Raw genomic sequence first — 18,381 nt, 5'->3', positions numbered from 1 at the left:
ACCACCAAGATCGATTTCACAACCGGTGCGGCGTCGGGGCGGCCGCCGGCGCGCCACCGGCTTCCGAGCTGGCGAGGTACCGCGATCCGGCTACGCGCGGCGGCGGTGGACGCGGTGCCGCACGGCGGCGGAGATGTGGCGGGACGGCGGTGGACGCGAAAAGGTCACACGTCGGTCTCGGCGTGCCGCACGAGCCGATCGGCGCAGCTAGGGTCGGTCCGGCTCGAAGCGGCCGGCGATGGGCCGCCAGAAAGTAAGAGGGGGCTCGGTGATCGAGTTCCGGGCGGTGAGCAAGCATTACGGCGACGGAACGACGGCTGTCGAGGACCTCAGCCTGTCCGTCGAGTCGGGCACGATCACGGTGCTGGTCGGCCCGTCCGGCTGCGGCAAGACGACCCTGATGCGGATGGTCAATCGCATGATCGAACCATCGGCGGGATCGGTCCTGCTGGCTGGTGAGGACGTGCGTGAAGCCAATCCGGCGCGGCTGCGACGCGGGATCGGCTACGTGATCCAGCAAGCCGGACTCTTCCCGCACCGCACCGTGCTCGACAACGTCGCCACTGTGCCGGTGCTCGCCGGGCAGCGCAGGCGCCGGGCGCGACTCGACGCCGCCGGACTGCTGGACCTCGTCGGGCTCCCGGCCGAACTGGCAACGCGATACCCGGTGCAGCTCTCCGGCGGTCAGCAACAACGGGTCGGGGTGGCCCGGGCGCTCGCGGCGGACCCGCCGGTGCTGCTGATGGACGAACCGTTCAGCGCCGTCGACCCGGTCGTGCGGGAGAGCTTGCAGGACGAGCTGCTCCGGCTGCAGGCCGAACTCGGCAAGACCGTCCTGTTCGTCACCCACGACATAGACGAGGCCGTGAAGCTCGGGGCGAAGGTTGCGGTGCTGCGCCAGGGCGGCCGTCTCGCGCAGTACTCGCGGCCGGACGAACTGCTCACCGCCCCGGCCGACGATTTCGTGGCCTCGTTCGTCGGACGCGACCGAGGGTACCGTCGACTGTCTTTTGTGGAACCCGACGGGGTTCGTCCGGAGCCGGTGCAGACCGTGCTGCTGGGGAGGCGCCCGGGCGGCGACGATTCCCAGTGGTCGCTGGCGCTGGACGAGGACGCGCGCCCGCGTGGCTGGCTGCCACCACGAACCACGATCGACGGACCGGTCACCGAAGACGTGCTGCTGGCGGGCGGCTCCCTCTACGCCACGGGCACTTCGCTGCGGGGCGCGCTCGACGCGGCGCTGTCGGCACCATCGGGGCTCGGCGTCGTCGTCGACGGCACCGGCCGCTACATCGGAGTGGTCACCGCCGAACACGTGCTCGGTCTGATCGAAGCGCACCGGCAGAACCACGGCGGAAGAGCCGATCCGTGAACGCGCTGATCGAGTTCTTCGCGAGTTCCAGCAACCGGGAACTCGTCGTCGAGCAACTCGGCGAACACCTCTACCTCGCGCTGGTGCCGCTGGTGCTGGGTGTCGCCCTCGCACTGCCGCTGGGATGGCTGGCCCGGCAGGCCACCTGGTTGCGCGGGCTGCTGGGCGGCGCCGCGAACATCCTCTACACCATCCCCTCACTGGCACTGTTCGTGATATTGCCCGGAATCCTGGGCACCCCGCTGCTCTCACCGATCAACGTCGTCATCGCTCTCACCGCCTACACCGCCGCGTTGTTGCTGCGGCCGGTGGCGGAGGCCTTGGACTCGGTGCCCGCCCACATCATCGCCGCCGCGACCGCGATGGGATACCGGCGACCGCGACGCTTCCTCGCAGTGGAACTCCCGCTCGCCGCGCCCGCGCTGGCCGCGGCGGTGCGTGTCGCATCGGTCAGCAACATCAGCCTGGTCAGCGTGGGCGCACTGATCGGAATCGGTGGGCTGGGACGCCTGTTCACCGACGGATTCCAGCGCGACTACGTGCCGCAGATCGTGCTCGGCATCGTGCTGACCCTCCTGTTGGCGCTGCTCGTCGACCTCCTCCTCGTCGCGCTGTGGCGGTCGGTGACCCCATGGGCTCGCGCGGGGGTGAACCGGTCTTGATCGTCGAACTCTGGGACTGGCTGGGAGATCCGGCGAACTGGCGCGGCTCGGGCGGTCTCGCCGCGCAGGCACTCCGACACCTCTACTACTGCGTGCTGTCGGTGGGCCTGGCCTCGTTGATCGCGATCCCCCTCGGGCTCTACATCGGACACACCGGGCGGGGCGACGTGCTGGTGGTGGGTGTCGGCAACGCCATGCGGGCACTGCCGACGCTCGGGGTCGTGACGCTGTTCGTGCTGCTCTTCGGAATCGGGGAGGGCCCCGCGCTGGCAGGCCTGGTCATACTCGCGATCCCCGCGGTGCTGTCCGGAACCCATGCGGGCATCCGCAGCGCACCACCGGAAGCCGTCGACGCGGCGAGGGGGATTGGGATGACCTCGATGCAGCGGCTGTTCCAGGTCGAACTGCCCAACGCGCTACCCCTGCTGTTCGGTGGAGTGCGCAGCGCCATGCTCCAGGTGGTGGCCACCGCCGTGGTCGCAGCCTACGTGGGACTCGGCGGGCTCGGACGAATCTTGCTGGACGGCTTGAAGGTCCGGGACTACCCGCAGATGGCTTCGGCCGCACTCGTCATCGCGGCGCTGGCGGTCCTGCTCGATCTCGCGCTCGCGGCGCTGGCGCGCCGGATGGTGCCGCGCGGGCTCGTGCTGACCGCCCGAACCGCTCGGAAGCAGGAGGCAGTGGGTTGATCAAGCAATCACTCGGGTGGGCAACCGCTATCGTGGCGGCATTGGTGCTTTCGGCGTGCGGACCGCGAGAACCGTTCGACACCGCCGGAACCGATTCGGTGGTGGTCGGATCAGCGGACTTCGCCGAAAGCGAGCTGCTCATGGAGATCTACGCGGCGGCGTTGCGCAGCACCGGAGCCGACGTCGAAACCAGAGGCCGCATCGGTGCCCGCGAACTGTACGTCGATGCCGTGCGCAGCGGGGAGCTGTCCGTGATCCCGGACTACACGGGAAACCTCCTGCAGCACGTCGATCCGGCGGCGCAGGCCACCGGATCCGAGGAGGTGTACGCGGCGCTGCGGGAACGGCTCGGCCCGGGCCTGCGGGTGTTGGAACCGTCACCGGCCGAGGATTCCGACGTGCTCGCCGTGACGCCCCGCACCGCCGAGTCGGGCGTGCGGTCGATGACCGATCTCGGACCCCGCTGCGGGGAGTTCGTGCTCGGGGCGCCTGCCGAGTGGAAGTCGCGTTGGGAAGCCCGAATCGCCGAGGTGTACGGCTGCGAGTTCGAGCGGATCCGCAGCGTGGAAGCGGGCAGTGTGACCGTGGACGCGCTGACCAGTGGGAAGATCCAGGTGGCCAACCTGTTCACCACTTCCTCGGCGATCGAGGCGAACGACTTGGTGGCGCTCGACGACCCCCGTGAGATGTTCCCGGCCCAGAACGTCGTGCCGCTGGTGGGACGCGGTGAGCTGGACCAGACCCAGGTGGACGTGCTCGACCAGGTCTCCCGGGCGCTGAGCACCGAGAAGCTGGCCGAACTCAACCGGCGGCTCGAGGTCGACAAGGAGAACCCGGCCGACGTCGCCGAGGAATTCGTCGCCGAAGCCGGAATATGATCAACGGAGTGGCTGTCGGAATCTAATAATAGTGCCTATCCGAGGCGGACGTCGCATTCACGTCCGAATGCGTCCGCTCGGAGGTGGATTCGTGCCCAGTTGTGGCTCGTTGGTGTGATGCCGCGCGCCGATGTCGAGGATAAGTGCGATGGTGTTGGTCGCTGATCGTTGATGGGAAGGAAGACCGGCAGCGTGCTTGCCCATTTTGGATCGGCGCAATTGGAAGTGAACGCCAAGGATGGGATCTCGTATGCGTACTTCTGTTCGTCTTCTGGGCGTTGTCATCGCGGCGACTGGTGCGATGGCGATGAGCGCCCCTGCGTTCGCCGTGGACAAGGGCGACAACGACAAGCCGAGCATCACCAACGAGAGCGAGGGCGGTGACGGCGGCGACGGTGGTCTGGGGCTCAACGTCCTGTCCTGCCTGAACGTGATCAATGCTCTGGGCGACACCAGCCAGGAGTGCAACGCTGGTGCCGGTGGCTCGGGCGGCGACGCGGCGACCTCCGTGGGCGGCGGCGACTGATACGCCGAGAAACGCCACTAGAGAAGAGTGTCGGCTCCCGCCGGGGGCCGACACTCTTGTCGCGGCTACCGGAACGCGTTTCCGCGAGTGCTCCGCCGGGCGCGAAAAAACTGCATGAATTCTTCCGGGAAGATCCTCGGGATTGCCGGAATCGGTTTCCATGCTCCGTGCATCTACGTTCGATCGGGGTACTTGGTGTACCGATAGTGGTACTCGGAATGCTGATCCGCCGGTGTGCTGCAAAGGTGAATTCACTGATCGGTAATCATGGGTCGCGGGGACCCTGGGCTCGAGCCCATTCCGATCCGGCACTGGAAGTAAGTGAACCCAAGGATGGGATCTCGTATGCGTACTTCTGTTCGTCTTCTGGGCGTTGTCATCGCGGCGACTGGTGCGATGGCGATGAGCGCCCCTGCGTTCGCCGTGGACAAGGGCGACAACGACAAGCCGAGCATCACCAACGAGAGCGAGGGCGGTGACGGCGGCGACGGTGGCACGGGTCTGAACCTGCTTTCCTGCGTCAGCTTGGTCAACCTCCTCGGGGACACCAGCCAGGAGTGCAACGCCGGTGCCGGTGGCTCCGGCGGCGACGCGGAGACCTCCTTGGGCGCCGAGGGCTGAGTTCCGCACTGTCCTGTCGGGGGACGGGTGCCGGCCTCTCGCGAGGGGCCGGCACCCTTGTGCTGTCCGCCGCTCGTCCCGCGCGTCTGGCGGATGTGCTGCCGGGCTGCGTCCGCATCGTCACCTCAAGCACGTCCGCTGATGCGTGCGGTCAACTCGGTCGCAGTTCGCCGCACCTGCTCGGCCAACTCCGGCCAGGTTCGCGCACAACCGCGCCCGCGCCCAGCGGGCGACTCCTCGGCAGCGCCGTCGCACACGTGCCGGAACGTCGTGCTGATCGAGGCGGTCGGTCTCCCGTCGTGGTCGAAGACCGCGCAAGCCACCGAGGCGAACCCGTCGGTGACGAAACCGTCCTCGACCGCCCACCCCAAGCGCTTCTCGACGGAGAGCAGCCTGCGCAGCTCCGGCAGGTCGCGCGGTCCCCGGACGGTGCGGCGGACGAAACTCGTCGCCGACGGCAGCACCGCCCGGACCTGGGCGGCAGGCAGGTTCGCGAGAATCGCCCGACCGGAGGCGGTCAGCGGCGCGGGCAGCCGAACACCCACGTCGGTCACCAGCGTCTGCGGCTGCACGGGGCGTTCCTTCAGCAGGTACAACGACTCGCCGCCGTGCAGAACGCCGAGATGCGCGGTGATGCCCGTGTCGTCGACCAGCCTGCGCAGCAGGGGACCGGCGAGTCGTTCGAGTGGCTCGTGCCGGAGGTACGCCGAACCCAGCTCGAAAGCGGCAACCCCCAGCCCGTAGCGCCGCTCCTCGGGCAGGTGGGTGACGAAACCGGCGGAGAGCAGCTCGGACAGCAGGTGGTACGTCGTCGAGCGCGGCAACTCCAGTTCACGGGCGAGTACCCCGGCCGAGACCGGGCCAGGACGTTTCGCCAGGGCCAACAGAACGGCCAGGCCACGACGCAACGCCGGAACATCACTGCTGCCGCCCACCGCGGTCCTCCTCGCTCGCTCCGTCCGACCGGCCACTCGCCCCGACGCCCGTGAACCGCGACGCGGAACCAGATCGGGTGGCTCGGCTGTCCACGGACCGAGTGCGCCACGACCGCCCCCGAACGTCTGGTATTTCAGACGCTCTCACCCTATTCGGGCTTCTGCCGCAGGGCTCAACGCGCTGGTATGGACACATGGTGGACAACATGGAACACGTGCCGGTCGGGCCCGAACCGCTCGTGGCGGAGCAGGTGGTCCGAGTAGCGCGCGCCGGTGCGCGAGTGCGCCTCACCGCCCTCGCCGAAGACCGGATCGCCGCCACCCGCGAACACGTCGACGCGCTGGCGACGGCCGACGGCCCCACGTACGGCATCTGCACCGGATTCGGCGCGCTCGCCGTGCGCCACATCCCACCGGACAAGCGGACCCGGCTGCAGCAGGCGTTCGTGCGATCACACGCCGCCGGCGCGGGCAACCCGGTCGAGCCGGAAGTGGTTCGCACCCTGATGCTCCTGCGGCTGCACACCATCGCGACCGGGCACACCGGGGTGCGCCCGGAAACGGCGCGCTGCCTCGAAGCGATGCTCAACGCGGACCTCGTTCCCGTGGTGCACGAACACGGCTCGCTCGGATGCTCCGGCGACCTCGCCCCGCTGGCATCGGTGGCCCTCGCGCTCACGGGCGAAGGAGAGGTGATCGACAGCTCCGGAACACCACACCCGGCAGCCGAAGCGCTCGCCCGAGCCGGGATCGAACCGGTCGTGCTCGGTGAGAAGGAAGGTCTCGCACTCACCAACGGGACCGACGGGATGCTCGGGATGCTGGTGCTGGCCCTGCACGACCTCGCGGCCCTGCTCGACGTCGCGGACGTGGTCGCCGCCATGAGCGTCGAAGCGCTCCTCGGCACCGATCGGGTGTTCGCCGCGGACCTCCAAGCACTGCGGCCACATCCCGGCCAGGCGGTGTCCGCGGCGCGGATGCGAGCGGCCCTCGCCGGATCACCCATCGTCGCCAGCCACCGCACCCCCGACTGCAACCGGGTGCAGGACGCCTACTCGCTCCGATGTGCACCCCAGGTGCACGGGGCCGCGCGCGACACCCTCGACCACGCCCGAACCGTGGCCGAACGGGAACTGGCAGCGGCCATCGACAATCCCGTCGTGCTCGGCGACGGCCGAGTCGAATCCAACGGAAACTTCCACGGTGCCCCGCTTGCGCACGTGCTGGACTTCCTCGCGATCGTGCAAGCCGACGTGGCAGGCATGGCGGAACGCCGCACCGACCGGATGCTGGACGTAGCCCGCTCGCACGGCCTTCCCGCGTTCCTCGCCGACGACCCCGGCGTGGACTCGGGACACATGATCGCCCACTACACCCAGGCAGGTCTGGTCAGCGAACTCAAGCGCCTCGCCAACCCCGCGTCCGTCGACACGATCCCCACCAGCGCCATGCAGGAAGACCACGTGTCGATGGGCTGGTCGGCGGCCCGCAAGCTCCGCACCAGCATCGACGGACTCACCACCGTGCTCGCTGTCGAACTGGTGACCGCCGCACGAGCCCTGGACCTGCGTTCGCCCCTGCACCCGGCACCGACAACCGGCGCGGTCCGAGACCTGGTGCGCACCCGCGTGCCGGGCCCCGGTCCGGACCGGCACATGGCACCGGACATCGCCGAAACCGAGGAACTGATCCGGACGGGCGCCGTAGGGCGGGCCGTCGCCGAGCACCTCGACAGGAGGCAGTCGTGAGCAACGCCAACACCGTGCGGGCTCCGCGCGGAAGCACGTTGACCGCGCGGAGCTGGAGCACCGAAGCACCGCTGCGGATGCTGCAGAACAACTTGGACCCGGAAGTGGCCGAACGCCCCGAAGACCTCGTCGTCTACGGCGGCACCGGCAAAGCGGCCCGCAACCAAGCCAGCTTCCGGGCGCTGCTGCGGGAACTGACCGTGCTCGCCGAAGACGAAACCCTGCTGGTGCAGTCCGGCAAACCGATCGGGGTGCTGCGCACGCACGAATGGGCGCCCCGCGTGCTCATCGCCAACTCGAACCTGGTCGGCGACTGGGCCAACTGGCCCGAATTCCGCAGGCTCGACGCGCTCGGGCTGATGATGTACGGCCAGATGACCGCGGGCTCCTGGATCTACATCGGAACCCAAGGAATCCTGCAAGGCACTTACGAGACGTTCGCGGCCGTGGCCGAACGCCGCTTCGGCGGCAGCCTCGACGGTACCCTCACCCTCACCGCCGGACTCGGCGGCATGGGCGGTGCACAACCCCTCGCGGTCACCATGAACGGTGGGGCAGCGCTCATCGTCGAATGCGATCCGGAACGGGCGAACAGGCGCCGCCGCGCCGGATACCTCGACCGGATCGCCGAGGACCTGGACGCGGCCGTCACCGAGGTCCTGGAAGCCAAGCGGCAACGCAGACCGCTGTCGGTGGCGGTCATCGGCAACGCCGCCGACATGATCCCCGAACTGCTGCGGCGCGGTGTACCCGTCGACATCGTCACCGACCAAACCTCCGCCCACGACCCACTTTCCTACCTACCGTCCGGTGTGGACCGCGAAGACTGGGCAGGCTACGCGGAGCGGAAACCGGACGAGTTCACCGACCGCGCGCGCGAATCCATGGCCGCCCACGTCGAAGCGATGGTGGGTTTCCTCGACGCGGGAGCGGAAGTCTTCGACTACGGCAACTCGCTGCGCGGTGAAGCCAGGACAGCGGGCTACGGACGCGCGTTCGACTACCCCGGCTTCGTGCCCGCATACATCAGACCACTGTTCTGCGAGGGCAAAGGCCCCTTCCGGTGGGCGGCGCTGTCCGGCGACCCGGCCGACATCGCCGCCACGGACCGGGCGATCCTCGACCTCTTCGGCGACGACGAACGCCTGGCCCGCTGGATCCGCCTCGCGGGGGAACGAGTGGCCTTCCAAGGACTTCCCGCCCGAATCTGCTGGCTCGGCTACGGACAGCGCGATCTGGCTGGACAACGGTTCAACGACATGGTGGCCAGCGGTGAACTGGCCGCCCCCCTCGTGCTCGGCCGGGACCACCTCGACTGCGGATCGGTGGCCTCGCCCTACCGCGAGACCGAGGGCATGGCCGACGGCTCCGACGCCGTCGCCGACTGGCCGATGCTCAACGCGATGGTCAACACCGCGTCCGGCGCCACCTGGGTGTCGTTGCACCACGGCGGTGGCGTCGGCATGGGCCGTTCCCTCCACGCCGGGCAGGTCACCGTGGTCGACGGGAGCCCCCTGGCGGCCCGAAAACTGGAACGGGTGTTGACCAACGACCCCGCCACCGGCGTACTGCGGCACGTCGACGCCGGCTACCAGCGAGCCGGCGAAATCGCCGACCAGCACGGTCTGCACATCCCGGTACGCAGGAACGACGACAATCCCAGGACTACGTGACGCTGCGAGGTGCTGATGCTCCCGGACCACGGGTTCGACACCCCCTCGGAACTGCTCGGATCCATCGACGACGTCGGCGCCGACCAGCGCCGCGGCGGGTACTCGCGGCACGTCTTCGACCCCGCCGAACGCGAGCTCCGCGACTGGTTCACCGAACAGGCCGGACGACGCGGACTGCGGGTGATGACCGACCACAACGCGAACATCTGGGCCTGGTGGGGCGATCCCGGCGCGGACGCGGTCGTGACCGGCAGCCACCTCGACTCCGTACCCGGCGGCGGCGCGTTCGACGGGCCGCTCGGGGTGGCATGCGCGCTGACCGCCGTCGACCTGCTCCGGGCGGACGGATTCACCCCACGCACACCACTGGCCCTGGTCGTCTTCGCCGAAGAGGAAGGCGGCCGTTTCGGCGTTCCCTGCCTCGGGTCGCGGCTGCTCACCGGCGCGATCACCCAAGAACGGGCCAACTCGCTCCACGACCGCGACGGGGTGAGCTTCGCGGAAGCGCTCAACTCGGCGGGATTCGAACCGCGCCACACCGGGCCGGACCCGGCGGCCGTCCGGCGCATCGGCCGGTTCGTCGAACTGCACGTCGAGCAGGGACGAGGACTGGTCGACCACGGCAGACCGGTGGCGGTGGCGTCGGCCATCCTCGCCCACGGCAGGTGGCGCTTTCGGTTCCACGGCGAAGGGAACCACGCGGGCACCACGCTGCTCACCGACCGGCGCGACCCGATGTTGCCCGCAGCGGAACTGGTGCTGACGGCCCGGCGCCTCGCCCGAGACGTGGAAGGAGCACGTGCCACCGTCGGGCGTCTCGTCGGCAACCCCGGCGGAACCAACGTCATCGCGTCCAGCGTCGACGTGTGGTTGGACGTCCGAGCTCCGTCCCCCGGCAACCTCGTCGCCGAACTCGTCGGTCGGGCTCGGGAACTCGCCGCGACGGAAGGCTGCGCCGTAGAGTTGACCGAGGAATCCCGCAACGAAACCGTGCGGTTCGACCCCGCACTGCGGGACGACCTCACGGCCCTCCTCGACACCGCACCCGTGCTCCCCACCGGTGCGGGCCACGACGCCGGAATCCTCGCGGCCGAAGTACCCACCTCGATGCTGTTCGTGCGCAACCCGACCGGCGTGAGCCACGCCCCCCAAGAACACGCCGAACCCGCCGACTGCGACATAGGCGCCGAAGCACTCGCCCGCGTCCTCGAACACTGGGCGGGGTGACCACATGAAGACACGCACGTACTGGTGCGACTGGGCATGGCTGCCCCACGGGCCGGAGCCCGACGTGCTGATCGAGATCGACGAGCACGGCACCTTCAGCCGGGTGGCCCCACTACAGGACCGCCCACCGGCGGCGTCCCACCTGCCGGGCATGACACTGCCCGGTATGGCCAACGGTCACTCGCACGCGTTCCACCGCGCGCTACGCGGACGCGCCGGTGGCCGGGGAACCTTCTGGACCTGGCGCGACCGCATGTACGAGGTCGCGGCCAAGCTCAACCCCGACAGCTACCACCGGCTGGCCACCTGCGTGTACACCGAAATGGTCCGGTCCGGGATCACGTGCGTCGGCGAATTCCACTACCTGCACCACGCTCCCGGCGGCGCCCGCTACCGGGACCCGAACGTGATGAGCGCGGCACTGGTGCAGGCCGCCCGGGACGCGGGCATCCGACTCACCCTGCTGGACACCTGCTACCTCACCGGCGGGTTCGGCCAACCCGTCGACGGCGTGCAGCGGCGCTTCGCCGATCCCGACGTGCACGCGTGGGCCGAGCGGCTCGCCCGGTTCGCGCCGGACGGTGCGGGGACGCGGCTCGGAGCGGCCGTGCATTCCGTCCGGGCCGTGCCACCCGAAGCGATCCCCGTCGTTCGGGACTGGGCCGAACACCACGACAGCCCACTGCACCTGCACCTGTCAGAACAGCGAGCCGAGAACGACGCATGCCTGGCCGCGCACGGCCGCACCCCTACCGAACTGCTCGCCGAACACGGGATCCCCGGACCGCGCACCACCGCCGTGCACGGAACGCACCTGTCCGCCGCCGACGTGCGCCTGCTCGGCAACAGCCGTACCGGGGTGTGCCTGTGCCCGACGACCGAGGCCGATCTCGCGGACGGGATCTCCCCGGCGACGCGACTCGCCGAAGCGGGCGCGGTGCTTTCCCTGGGCAGCGACGGGCATTCGGTGATCGACCCGTTCGCGGAGTTGCACGCGGTCGAAGCGTCGATGCGGCTGCACACCGAAACCCGCGGCAATTTCAGCGTCGACGAACTGATGACGATGGCGGCCTGCGCCGGACATCGATCGCTGGGCTGGCCCGATGCCGGACGGATAGCCATCGGCGCACGCGCCGACCTCGTGGGCCTCGATCCGGAAAGCCCACGGATCGCGGGCGTCCCACCCGCGGCCGTACCGGCGGTGGCCCGCGGTGACGACGTCCGCGACGTGATCGTCGACGGCAACCACGTCGTCCGGGAGGGTACGCACCGCTGCGTACCGGATGTGGCTGTCCGGCTGCGGGAAGTGATCGCCGACCTGTTCTGAACGCGGCGCTCGCGCACCGCCGGGCCACCACGCCCGGATACGGCACCGGCCGCACGCACCCATCGACATCCCAGCCCATCGACGACCCAGCCCATCGACGACCCAGCCCATCGACGACCAGCAGGGGAGTGGTCACCGGATCATGGCCAGCACCGTTATCACCGGCATAGGCGAACTCACCACCCACGACCCCGAATCGGGAAAACTCGCCGACGCCGCTGTCGTCGTCGACGGTGAGCGCATCGCGTGGGTGGGTTCCAGCGCGCGGGCACCCGAAGCCGACCACCGCGTCGACGTGGCCGGGCGCGCTATGCTGCCCGGTTGGGTCGACAGCCACACCCACCTCGTCTTCGCCGGAGACCGGACCACCGAGTTCGCCGCCAGAATGGATGGCCACCCCTACCGCGCGGGCGGCATCGCCACCACCGTCGAAGCGACCCGCTCGGCCACCGACCGCGAACTGGTCGCCAACCTGCGCCGCCACATCACCGAAGCCGTCGCCCAAGGCACCACGTACGTCGAAACCAAAACCGGCTACGGGCTCACCGTCGCCGACGAGCTCCGCGCCGCCACCTTGGCGGCGGGCGAAGCCGACGAAGTCACCTTCCTCGGCGCACACCTGGTGCCGCCCGGCCACGACCCCGACGAATACGTCGACCTCGTGCGCGGTCCCATGCTCGACGCCGTCGCGCCGCACGTCGCCTGGTGCGACGTGTTCTGCGAGCAGGGCGCCTTCGACGCCGACCAGTCCCGACAGGTGCTCGACGCCGCGGCCCGGCACGGACTGGGACTGCGGGTGCACGGAAACCAGCTCGCACCAGGGCCGGGCGTGCGGATCGCGGTGGAACTCGGTGCCGCCAGCGTGGACCACTGCACCCACCTCGAACAGTCCGATGTGGACGATATCGCCGCGTCGGATACCACCGCGACCCTGCTGCCCGCCTGCGATCTGTCCACCCGCCAGCCACTGCCGGACGCCCGCGCTCTCCTCGACGCTGGGGCCAGCGTCGCACTGGCCACCAACTGCAACCCCGGCTCGTCCTACACCACGTCAATGGCCTTCTGCGTGGCGACGGCCGTCCTGCAGATGCGGATGAGCGTCGACGAGGCGATCCTCGCGGCGACGTGGGCCGGCGCCAAGGCGCTGCGCCGCGAATCCGGCGAGGGCGCGGTCGGAAGTATCCGCCCCGGTGCCCGCGCGGACCTCCACGTCCTCGACGCACCCAGCACCACCTGGCTGGCCTATCGCCCCGGCGTGCCGATGACCCACGCGGTGTGGCGTGCGGGCACCCGCGCGCGCTGAACCCGCACCCCCGAGTTTCTGCACCGGCCACCGGTGACCACGCAGCGCATTCGACTCACCGAGGGGCCTGCTGCGCCTTCAACGCGTCCAAAACCACCCGTACCAGCGGATTCTCCTCCCGGCCGCGTTGCACGGCGGCGAAAACCCGGCGAGTCGGTGGCTGCCCCGCCACCGGTCGCACGCACACCGAACGCTCCGAGCCGATCGCCGTGCGCGGCACCAGAGCCACCCCGGTACCGGCAGCCACCAACGCCACCACCGCGTGGAAATCATCCGAAGTGTGCGTGATGCGCGGAACGAACCCCGCGTGCTCGCAACACACCTCCGCCACGGCGCGGCACGGATTGCCCGGCAACGGAGCGATCCAGTCCGCATCCCGCAGGTCCGACACCGCCACCTCCGGGGCCTCGCACAACGGATGGCCCGGCGGCAGCACCACGTCGAACGGCTCCGAATAGAGCGGATAGCGACTCAACCTGTCGGTGTCGGTCTGCAACGTGGAGCTGTACTCCATCGAGATCGCCACATCGGTTTCGCCCGCCAACAGCATCATCAGGCTGGTGTGCGCCTCCGCATCCCGCACCAGCACCGACACACCCGGTGACCGCTCCCGCAACATCACGATCATCGGAGCCACCACCTGCGTGATCGCGGAGGCGAACGATGCGATCTCGACCTTTCCCACCGAACCCGAAGCGCACTCCGCCAAGCTCGCCTCGGCCCGCTCCAACTCCGCCAACACCGCCTTGGCATGCCCGACCAGCAGCTCACCCGCCGCAGTCAGCCGCACCCGGCGGCCCTCGCGCGCCAGCAGCGACTGGCCGGCTTCATGCTCCAACGCTGTCAACTGCTGCGACACCGCCGACGGCGTCAGGTGCAGCGCATCCGCCGCCGCGCGCACCGTGCCGTGATCAGCCAGCGCGCGCAGCACCAGCAGTCGCCGCGGATCGATCACCGCACACCAGCGCTCATCCGGTCGCGGGCGGCGACGAACGCCCGCACCGCACGTTCCACGTCCTCCGGCGAATGCGCCGCCGACATCTGTGTGCGGATCCGCGCCTTGCCCTTCGGCACCACCGGATACGAGAAACCGATCACGTAAACGCCCTCCGCCAGCAGCAGATCCGCCATCCTGGCTGCCTCGGCGGCGTCCCCGATCATCACCGGAATGATCGGGTGCGAACCCGGCAGCAGATCGAAACCCTCCTCGATCATCCGCTGCCGGAACAACGTGCTGTTGTCGGCCAACTTCCGCCGCAACTGCGGCTCGGAGCCCACCAGGTCCAGCGCGGCCAGCGACGCGGCGACGATCGAAGGCGCCAACGAATTCGAGAACAGGTACGGACGTGACCGCTGCCGCAACAGCTCCACGACATCGGAGGGCGCGGACACGTATCCACCACTGGCACCGCCCAACGCCTTGCCCAACGTCCCCGTCAGCACGTCGACCCGATCGGACACCCCGAACAGCTCAGGCGTTCCCGCACCCGTCGGACCGGTGAATCCGACCGCGTGCGAATCATCCACCACCACCATCGCCCGGTACCGGTCGGCCAGATCGCAGATCTCGTCCAACGGTGCCAGGTACCCGTCCATCGAGAACACGCCGTCGGTGACGATCACGCGGTGCCGCGCATCACCGGCCTCGGCCAGACGCCGTTCCAGATCAGCCATGTCCCGGTTGCGGTAGCGCGAACGGCCCGCCTTGCACAACCGAACCCCGTCGATGATGCTCGCGTGGTTGAGCTCATCGGAGATCACCACGTCGCGCTCGTCGAGCAACGTCTCGAAAAGGCCCCCGTTGGCGTCGAAGCACGAACTGTACAGAATGGTGTCCTCGGTACCCAGGAACTCCGACAACCGACGTTCGAGCAGTTTGTGCGGTGCCTGGGTACCGCAGATGAACCGCACCGACGCCATCCCGAAACCCCAGTCGTCCAGCGCCTGTCTCGCCGCCGCCAGCAGCGCCGGATGATCCGCCAAACCCAGGTAGTTGTTGGCGCAGAAGTTCAACACCTCCGAGTCGGAAACCCCGACCCGGGCGCGCTGTGGGGAGTCCAACACCCGCTCCTGCTTGTGCAACCCGGCCGCGCGGATCTCGGCCAGCTCCGCGCGGACATCGTCGACCAGCGTGTACATCTACCGCACCGTCCAATCCAGGATGACCTTGCCGCACCGGCCACCCCGTGCGACCTCGAACGCCTCGTCGTGCCGGGTGAAGGGGAAGCGGTGCGTGATCACCGGCGCCAGGTCCAGCCCCGACTGCAGCAGCACCGACATGGAATACCAGGTTTCGAACATCTCCCGGCCGTAGATGCCCTTGATGGTCAACATCTTGAGCACCACCGTGCTCCAGTCGACCGCGAAGTTCTCGGCAGGCAGCCCGAGCACCGCGATCCGGCCACCGTGGCTCATGTTGCCGATCGTGTCCCGCAACGCCGACGGATGCCCCGACAGCTCCATGCCCACGTCGAAACCCTCCGCCATGCCCAGCAGCTCCTGGGCCCGCGCGATGCTGGTCTCGGCGACGTTCACCGCCAGATCCACCCCGAGCCGGCGGGCGAGCGCGAGACGGTGCTCGCTGACGTCGGTGACCACCACGTGGCGAGCACCCGCATGCCTGGCCACCCCCGCGGCCATCAAACCGATCGGCCCGGCACCGGTGATCAACACGTCCTCGCCGACCACCGGAAAACTCAAAGCCGTGTGCACCGCGTTGCCGAACGGGTCGAATATCGCGGCCACATCGGGATCCACGTCCTGCCGGTGCACCCACACGTTCTGCTCCGGCAACATCGCGAACTCCGCGAACGCACCATCCCGATGCACACCGAGACCACGGGTGCGTGCGCACAGGTGCCGTCTGCCCGCCCGGCAGTTCCGGCACTTCCCGCACACCAGATGACCCTCTCCGCTGACCACGTCACCCACCGCGACCTGCTCGACGGCCGAGCCGACCGCCACCACCTCGCCCGCGAACTCGTGACCGACGACCAGCGGTGTGTCCACCGTCCGCGACGCCCAGTCATCCCACGACGCGATGTGCAGGTCGGTGCCGCAGATCCCCGTCCGCCACACCCGCACAACCACGTCGTCGGGGCCCGGAGCGGGATCCGGCAGTTCGGTCAGTTCCAGCCCCGGCGCCGGCGAGGTCTTCACCAAAGCGCGCACCTTGCCTCCGATCGTCCGCCCGTCGCCGAGGTCTTCGGCAACGGCCGTCCCGGAGTCTCACCCCCGCGGAGCTGAACGGTCCATCACGACTTTCTGCACTGGCACGTAAGCACCGCTGCACAACCCCCAGCTCGCGGTCGGCGCGGCGGCCGGAGCAAGGGAACCTTTCTGTCACATGTGGAAGAAAAGTTCCCTTGCTCGCACCTACCAAAAAGCCGGGGCAGACAAGGCCTGCCCCGGCTTTCGCTTCCCTGTTCAGGCGAGGGCAGCCTGGTTGCCGCCCCCGTAGGAGGTGGCCAGCGGGTATGCCGCTCGGACGGTGCGCTGCCGCTCGACGGCCAGGCAAGTGACGCCCAGGCCCAGCAGTGCCCAGAACACCAGCAGTGCCACCGATCCCAAACCGGAGACGTCACCACCGGTCAGCGTCGCGCGCAAACCGTCCAGCGCGGGCCCCACGGGCATCGCCGCCGACAGCGTCCCCAGCACACCGGGCACCGCCGAAACGAACCCGTTCGCGAGAACGATCAGCGCGACGAGCATCGACACGAAACGTCCCGCGCCACCGAGCGCGCCCGCCAGCGCCTGGTTGACCGCGGTGAACGCGACAGCGGCCAGTGCACCGATCCCCGCCGTCGCGAACCACTCACCGACCGCGAGTTCCCGCGACCAGCCGAGTACCGCGGCCACCAGCACGCCCTGCACCACGGCGATGCCGGCAGGCAGCGCGAAGTGGCGCAACGCCAGCACGAACGACGAGCGGGTCGACCCCAGCATCCTCGCGGGCATCGGGCGCAGCACGAGGAACGTGGCCAGCGCACCAGCCCACAACGCCAGCACCGCGTACACCGGCAGACCACTGCTCCCGAAGCCCACGGCCGTGCCGTTCGTGGTCGCCACCGGGCTGGCCACCACGTCGGAGAGCTTCTCCCGATTCTCATCCGAGTAGGCGGGCAGCTGCTCCACGGCCTGCCCCAGTCCGGAGGAGAGCTCACCGGAACCGTCGCTGAGCTTCCGCGCACCCGCGGTCAAACCACCGATTCCGGTCGAGAGCTGACCAGCACCGTCGGCGAGCTCGGTAGCGCCCCCGTGGAGTCGGGAGATGCCGTTGTGCAGCTCCGCGGTACCGCCGTCGAGCTGGGACGCGCCGTCAGCGAGCTGGTCGACACCATCGGCCAGGGCGGGCAGGCCGCCACCGGAGTCGGGGGTCCGGCCGGCCATCTTCTCCAGCCCACCGGCGACCCCGCCACTGGCCTGGGAAACCTGCCCGGCACCCTCGTTCAGCTTCTCCGCGATCACGGCCTGCACCGCGAGCTTGTTGCACAGCGGCAGAATTCCCGGCGGGCACTCCTTCTGCATCTCCTTGAGATTCGCCGAGAGGGTGCCCAGGCCGGAGTGCAGCTCGTTCACCCCGGCCGATTCCTTGGCGGCGACATCGGCCAACGTCGCCGACTGTTCCGGCAGCTGAGCGGTCTGCTGACGAAGCTGCTCCAGCCCCGACGCCAGTTCCGACGTGCCGTCGGACAGCTGAGCCGCACCGCCGTCCAGCTCGCCCAGCCCGTCCGAGAGCTGACGCGAACCCGCAGCGAGCTGCTCCGCACCGTCGGCGAGCTGCCCGCCGCCGTCCGCCAGCTCCTCGGCGCCGTCGGCCAGCGACTTCGCACCCGCGGAGGCATCACCCAGCTTGTCGTTGAGCGTGTTGAACCCGACGAGCACGTTGTCCAGATAGGTCGTCGTGAGCTGGTTGCTCAGCAGTTCCGCCGCCGTACTGGTCACGTACTTGTTGATCGCTCCGTCGGCCAATTTGCCACGCTCGCCGGTGGTGACATCGATCTGCGCGCGGTGTGACTGCGCCGGATCGCGGGAGAACGAAGTGGCCGCTTCGGAGAAGTTCTCCGGGATCGTCACCACCGCGACGTACTCACCGTCCTGCAGTCCCTGCTCGGCCGTTTCCTTCGTGGCGAACTCCCACGAGTAGTTGCTCTTGATCTCGTCACCGACGAGCGTCGCGGAGAGCTGCCTGCCCAGCGGGGCGAGCTGACCATCCACCTCCACCGGCTCGTCGTTGTTGACGACCGCCGCCTTGACGTCCTTGAGTCGGTCGTCGGTGCTGCCCAACGACCACGTCAGCAGCCCCGCGATCGCCAATGGAACCAGGAGCAGGCCGAGTAGGGAGACAAGCGGTAACGGGAGGAAGGAGGACCGGCCGGCACCGGAGCCGCGCCGCATCGTGTTCTTCAGTGAACTCACAG

General features: G+C 69.2%; 16 protein-coding genes. 11 read left to right on the top strand and 5 right to left on the bottom strand.

Annotation, left to right across the window (positions count from 1 at the left end; all coding sequences use genetic code 11):
* The first annotated feature begins 268 nt into the window (after positions 1–268).
* From ACYVAN_RS02620 to ACYVAN_RS02595, 6 genes are all read left to right on the top strand, one after another.
* Positions 269–1,372, top strand: a complete 1,104-nt coding sequence (locus ACYVAN_RS02620; protein WP_460955177.1) for an ABC transporter ATP-binding protein — start codon at positions 269–271, stop codon at positions 1,370–1,372.
* Positions 1,369–2,034 carry an ABC transporter permease gene (locus tag ACYVAN_RS02615; protein ID WP_460955175.1) on the top strand — a complete coding sequence of 222 codons (666 nt, stop codon included), beginning with the start codon at positions 1,369–1,371 and terminating at the stop codon, positions 2,032–2,034. The genes ACYVAN_RS02620 and ACYVAN_RS02615 overlap by 4 nt, the downstream gene beginning before the upstream one ends.
* Entirely contained in the window at positions 2,031–2,723 is a 693-nt protein-coding gene (locus tag ACYVAN_RS02610) for an ABC transporter permease (RefSeq protein ID WP_460955173.1), read from the top strand. The genes ACYVAN_RS02615 and ACYVAN_RS02610 overlap by 4 nt, the downstream gene beginning before the upstream one ends.
* The gene (locus ACYVAN_RS02605; protein WP_460955171.1) at positions 2,720–3,601 is read left to right on the top strand and encodes an ABC transporter substrate-binding protein; all 882 of its coding nucleotides are present in this window, start codon (positions 2,720–2,722) and stop codon (positions 3,599–3,601) included. Before ACYVAN_RS02610 ends, ACYVAN_RS02605 begins: the two co-directional genes overlap by 4 nt.
* A 250-nt stretch (positions 3,602–3,851) precedes the next feature.
* The gene (locus ACYVAN_RS02600; protein WP_460955169.1) at positions 3,852–4,127 is read left to right on the top strand and encodes a hypothetical protein; all 276 of its coding nucleotides are present in this window, start codon (positions 3,852–3,854) and stop codon (positions 4,125–4,127) included.
* 345 nt (positions 4,128–4,472) lie between these two features.
* Positions 4,473–4,748 carry a hypothetical protein gene (locus ACYVAN_RS02595; RefSeq protein WP_460955167.1) on the top strand — a complete coding sequence of 92 codons (276 nt, stop codon included), beginning with the start codon at positions 4,473–4,475 and terminating at the stop codon, positions 4,746–4,748.
* Positions 4,749–4,873: 125 nt separating this feature from the next.
* Here ACYVAN_RS02595 and ACYVAN_RS02590 read toward each other — a convergent pair whose 3' ends face one another.
* Positions 4,874–5,683: an IclR family transcriptional regulator gene (locus ACYVAN_RS02590; protein WP_460955165.1), complete on the bottom strand. Its 810-nt coding sequence runs from the start codon at positions 5,681–5,683 to the stop codon at positions 4,874–4,876.
* Positions 5,684–5,877: 194 nt separating this feature from the next.
* On the opposite strand from ACYVAN_RS02590, the gene hutH reads away from it, so the two are divergent.
* From hutH to hutI, 5 genes are all read left to right on the top strand, one after another.
* Positions 5,878–7,431 carry a histidine ammonia-lyase gene (hutH, locus tag ACYVAN_RS02585; protein ID WP_460955163.1) on the top strand — a complete coding sequence of 518 codons (1,554 nt, stop codon included), beginning with the start codon at positions 5,878–5,880 and terminating at the stop codon, positions 7,429–7,431.
* Entirely contained in the window at positions 7,428–9,104 is a 1,677-nt protein-coding gene (locus tag ACYVAN_RS02580; RefSeq protein WP_460955161.1) for a urocanate hydratase, read from the top strand. The genes hutH and ACYVAN_RS02580 overlap by 4 nt, the downstream gene beginning before the upstream one ends.
* Positions 9,105–9,119: 15 nt before the next feature.
* Complete coding sequence (locus tag ACYVAN_RS02575) at positions 9,120–10,331, top strand: allantoate amidohydrolase (protein WP_460955159.1); 1,212 nt, start codon at positions 9,120–9,122, stop codon at positions 10,329–10,331.
* Between the two features lie 4 nt (positions 10,332–10,335).
* Positions 10,336–11,658, top strand: a complete 1,323-nt coding sequence (locus ACYVAN_RS02570) for a formimidoylglutamate deiminase (RefSeq protein ID WP_460955157.1) — start codon at positions 10,336–10,338, stop codon at positions 11,656–11,658.
* Between the two features lie 142 nt (positions 11,659–11,800).
* Positions 11,801–12,961, top strand: a complete 1,161-nt coding sequence (gene hutI, locus ACYVAN_RS02565; protein ID WP_460955155.1) for an imidazolonepropionase — start codon at positions 11,801–11,803, stop codon at positions 12,959–12,961.
* Positions 12,962–13,016: 55 nt separating this feature from the next.
* Here hutI and ACYVAN_RS02560 read toward each other — a convergent pair whose 3' ends face one another.
* The 4 genes from ACYVAN_RS02560 to ACYVAN_RS02545 form a co-directional block, all read right to left on the bottom strand.
* The gene (locus ACYVAN_RS02560; RefSeq protein WP_460955153.1) at positions 13,017–13,916 is read right to left on the bottom strand and encodes a LysR family transcriptional regulator; all 900 of its coding nucleotides are present in this window, start codon (positions 13,914–13,916) and stop codon (positions 13,017–13,019) included.
* A complete protein-coding gene (locus tag ACYVAN_RS02555) occupies positions 13,913–15,100 on the bottom strand; it encodes a glycine C-acetyltransferase (protein WP_460955151.1) in 1,188 nt (395 codons plus the stop codon). Before ACYVAN_RS02555 ends, ACYVAN_RS02560 begins: the two co-directional genes overlap by 4 nt.
* On the bottom strand, positions 15,101–16,120 hold the full coding sequence (gene tdh, locus ACYVAN_RS02550) for an L-threonine 3-dehydrogenase (RefSeq protein WP_460955149.1): 1,020 nt from the start codon (positions 16,118–16,120) through the stop codon (positions 15,101–15,103). It lies immediately after the preceding gene.
* A 267-nt stretch (positions 16,121–16,387) separates the two neighbouring features.
* Positions 16,388–18,379, bottom strand: a complete 1,992-nt coding sequence (locus tag ACYVAN_RS02545; protein ID WP_460955147.1) for a YhgE/Pip family protein — start codon at positions 18,377–18,379, stop codon at positions 16,388–16,390.
* Positions 18,380–18,381 lie beyond the last annotated feature (2 nt).

It is taken from the genome of Parasphingorhabdus pacifica, from assembly GCF_054779195.1.
The sequence above is the reverse complement of the archived record's forward strand: the minus strand, read 5'-3'. Positions and strand labels throughout refer to the sequence as shown.